This is a genomic window from Mesorhizobium sp. M7A.F.Ca.US.006.04.2.1 (assembly GCF_004022915.1).
GTDB lineage: Bacteria > Pseudomonadota > Alphaproteobacteria > Rhizobiales > Rhizobiaceae > Mesorhizobium > Mesorhizobium ciceri.
In genome coordinates this window covers 1-3471 of record NZ_RZQA01000705.1, presented here as the reverse complement: position 1 = coordinate 3471, position 3471 = coordinate 1, and the positions used below count along the sequence as shown (strand labels likewise).

The 3471-nt window shown below is 64.7% G+C and carries 4 protein-coding genes; all 4 read left to right on the top strand.

Annotated elements, in window-relative coordinates:
• The coding region (locus tag EN925_RS28435; protein WP_164894444.1) for a Tm-1-like ATP-binding domain-containing protein at positions 1-1019 on the top strand (1019 nt) is incomplete at its 5' end.
• Entirely contained in the window at positions 1016-1684 is a 669-nt protein-coding gene (locus EN925_RS28430) for an HAD-IA family hydrolase (RefSeq protein WP_024502132.1), read from the top strand. The genes EN925_RS28435 and EN925_RS28430, both read left to right, overlap by 4 nt.
• Before the next feature lie 19 nt (positions 1685-1703).
• A complete protein-coding gene (locus tag EN925_RS28425; protein WP_063169695.1) occupies positions 1704-3053 on the top strand; it encodes an aminotransferase class III-fold pyridoxal phosphate-dependent enzyme in 1350 nt (449 codons plus the stop codon).
• A gap of 34 nt (positions 3054-3087) precedes the next feature.
• Positions 3088-3471, top strand: a 384-nt coding sequence (locus tag EN925_RS28420; protein ID WP_128337091.1) for an aminotransferase class III-fold pyridoxal phosphate-dependent enzyme, incomplete at its 3' end; no start/stop codon positions are given.

Genomic DNA, 3471 nt, shown 5'->3' with positions numbered 1-3471 from the left:
AACTGGTGCGCAAGCTCCATCAAAACGGCGAGATCGACGCCTTCATCGCCATCGGCGGTTCGATGGGAACCGATCTGGCGCTCGACGTGGCGCTTTGCCTGCCGCTCGGCGTGCCGAAATTCGTCGTCTCGACCATCGCCTATTCGCACCTCATCCCACCCGAGCGCGTCGCGCCCGACCTGATGATGATCCTCTGGGCGGGCGGGCTGTACGGCCTCAACTCGATCTGCAGGCTGGTCCTGTCACAGGCCTGTGGTGCGGTCGTCGGCGCGGCGAAAATCGTGCTGGCGTCGCGCGTGTCGGCGCGGGCAACAGGCCCGACCATCGGCATGACCTCGCTCGGCAGCAGCTGCCTGCGCTACATGAAGACGCTGAAGCCGGCGCTGGAACAGCGCGGCTATGACGTTGCCGTCTTCCACACCACCGGGATGGGCGGCCGTGCCTTCGAATCGATTGCCGGCCAAGACCATTTTTGCGCGGTGTTCGATTTCAGCCTGCAGGAAATCACCAATCATCTCGCGGGATCCGTCGTCAGTTCCGGCACCGACCGGCTGGAGAATGCCGGCGCCCGCGGCGTTCCGCAGATCGCAGCACCCGGCGCGGTCGACATGGTCGATCTGCCGACCTGGCAGGATTTGCCGGCTAAATTCTCGACGCGACCGTTTCATGCCCATAACAGGCTGATCGCTTCGATCACCGTCGATGCCGACGATCGCCGCCAGGTCGCCAGGACCATCGCCGCCAAGCTCGGTGCCGCCAGAGGCCGCTCCGCCTTCATCCTGCCGTCCCAGGGCATCCAGGAATGGGACGTGGAGGGCGAGCCGCTCTATGAGCCGGAAGCCCTGGCCGCCTTCACTGACGAAATGCGCAAGGTCATTCCCGCCGGCGTCGAGTTCCACGAGATCGACGCTCACATCAACAGCGACGACTTCGTCGGCAAGGCGCTCGAGATCTTCGACCGCTGGGTCGAGGAAGGCATCGTCCCGCGCGGCAAGCCGGCCAAGGGAGTGGCGGCGTGAGTGCTGTTCCCGCCCAGGCGCTTGTCCTCGATTTCGGCGGCGTCGTCACCCGCACGCTGTTCGAGACCCACGCCTTGACCGAACAGGCGCTCGGCCTCGCGCCGGGGACGCTGCAATGGCGCGGGCCGTTCGATCCGGGCAGCGATCCGCTGTGGCGCGCCATGCAGGCCGACGAGATCAGCGAGCGTGACTATTGGCGCACACGCACAAGCGAGGTCGGCCGTCTGGTGGGCGAGGACTGGCAGGCGATGGAGACCTTCGTCCGGCGCGCGCGAGGGGCCGAGCCGGAAAAGGTGGTGCGGCCGGAGGCTGACAGCACCATTCGCACGGTGCATGCCGCCGGTTTTCGACTGGCCATCCTGTCCAATGAACTCGACCTGTTCTACGGCGCCGACTTCCGCCAGCGGCTGCCGTTGCTCGGCCTCTTCGATGTGATCATCGACGCCACTTACACCGGCATCCTCAAGCCCGACCCGCGTGCCTATGCCTTCGTCACCGAGGCGCTCGGCGTGCCGGCCGGCGCTTGCGTCTTCGTCGACGACCAGCGGCGCAATGTCGATGGCGGCTGTGCTGCCGGCATGCGCACGGTGCATTTCGACGTCGCTCGCCCGGCTCATTCCTATGCCGAGGCCCTCGGCCATTTCGACCTCGTCCCAGTTGCCTGAGATTTTTGCGGAGTCCATTATGCGCGACATCAATTTTCTCACCGAAACCAACGCCAAGCCGATCTGGCATCCGATGGCGCATCCGGCCGAGATGCGGGCAAACCCGCCAAAGGTGATCATGAAAGGCGAGGGTGTGATGGTCACCGACATCGCCGGCAACACCGTGCTCGACGCCGTCGGCGGCCTGTGGAACGTCAATCTCGGCTACAGCTGCGAACCGATCAAGAAAGCGATCGCCGACCAGCTTGGCGCGCTGCCCTATTATTCCGGCTTTCGCGGCACCTCGACCGGCCCGTCGATCGAGCTCGCCTACGAACTCTGCGAATGGTTCGAGCCAGAAGGCATGGTGCGGACGTTTTTCACTTCGGGCGGCTCGGATTCGGTCGAAACGGCACTTCGGCTGGCGCGGCAGTACTGGAAGATCCGCGGCCAGGCCGACCGGACCAAGTTCCTGGCGCTGAAGAAAGGCTATCACGGCACGCATTTCGGTGGCGCGTCGGTCAACGGCAACGCCAATTTCCGCCGCAACTACGAGCCGCTGCTGCCGGGCGTCTTCCACATTCCTGCGCCCTGGACCTTCCGCAACCCGTTCGACGAGACCGACCCAGTGCGGCTGGCAAAACTTTGCGCCAGGGCGCTGGAGGACGAAATCGCCTTCCAGGGCGGCGATACCATCGCCGCGTTCATCATGGAGCCGGTTCTCGGCGCCGGCGGCGTTATTGTTCCGCATGAGAGCTTCATGCCGCTGGTGCGCGAGATCTGCGACCGCCACGAGATCCTTTTGATCGCCGATGAGGTTGTCACCGGCTTCGGCCGCACCGGCGCATGGTCGGGTTCGCGTCTGTCCGGCGTGAAGCCCGATTTCATGACCATCGCCAAGGCGATCACTTCGGGTTATTTCCCGCTCGGCGCCACTTTGATCGGCGCCAAGGTCGCCGATGTCTTCGAGGCCGACAAGACCAGCTTCGGCGCCATCGGCCATGGCTATACCTATTCCGGCCATCCTGTCGGCTGTGCCGCGGGTCTGGCGGCGCTTGCCGAGACCAAACGGCTGCGCCTGAACGAGAACGCGGCCGCGCGTGGTGTCGAACTCGCAGCCGTGCTGGAGGGGCTGAAGGCGAAGCATGCGATCGTCGGCGATGTCCGGTACAAGGGCCTGATGGCGGCGCTGGAGCTGGTCTCGGACCGCGCGACGAAAAAGCCCGCCGACAAGAAGACCATGGCATTGGTTTCGGAGGCGGCCTACGAGGCCGGCGTCATGCTGCGCGTCTCCGGTAACGCCATCATCCTGTCGCCGCCGCTTATCGTCAGCGCCGCGGATGTCGCGAGGATCGGCGAAGCATTGGATGCAGGCCTGTCGAAGGTCTGAAGGTTTATTGGAGAGAACGGAGTTTCGAGACGCAATGACTCAACCGCAAGAAGCGCTGGTTAGCCGGCGCTCGCGCCTGCTCGGTGCGAAATCGCAATTGTTCTATGACGAGCCCGTGCACCTGGTGCGCGGCGAAGGCGTCTGGCTCTACGATGCCGACGGCCGCAAATATCTCGACGCGTACAACAATGTCGCCCATGTCGGCCACTGCCACCCCTATGTGGTCGAGGCCCTGTGCCGGCAGGCAAGCCTGCTCAACACCCACACGCGCTATCTGCACACCGCCATCCTCGACTATGTCGAGCGGCTGACCGCGACCTTCGATGCCAGCCTGCCGACCGCCATCCTGACCTGCACCGGCAGTGAGGCCAACGACATCGCGCTGCGCATGGCGCAGCGCGATGTCGTTGGCCTCACT

Bases quoted from the DNA above. Each gene is read 5' to 3' on its own strand.
- EN925_RS28425 (WP_063169695.1), top strand. From the start codon at position 1,704: ATGCGCGACATCAATTTTCTCACCGAAACCAACGCCAAGCCGATCTGG.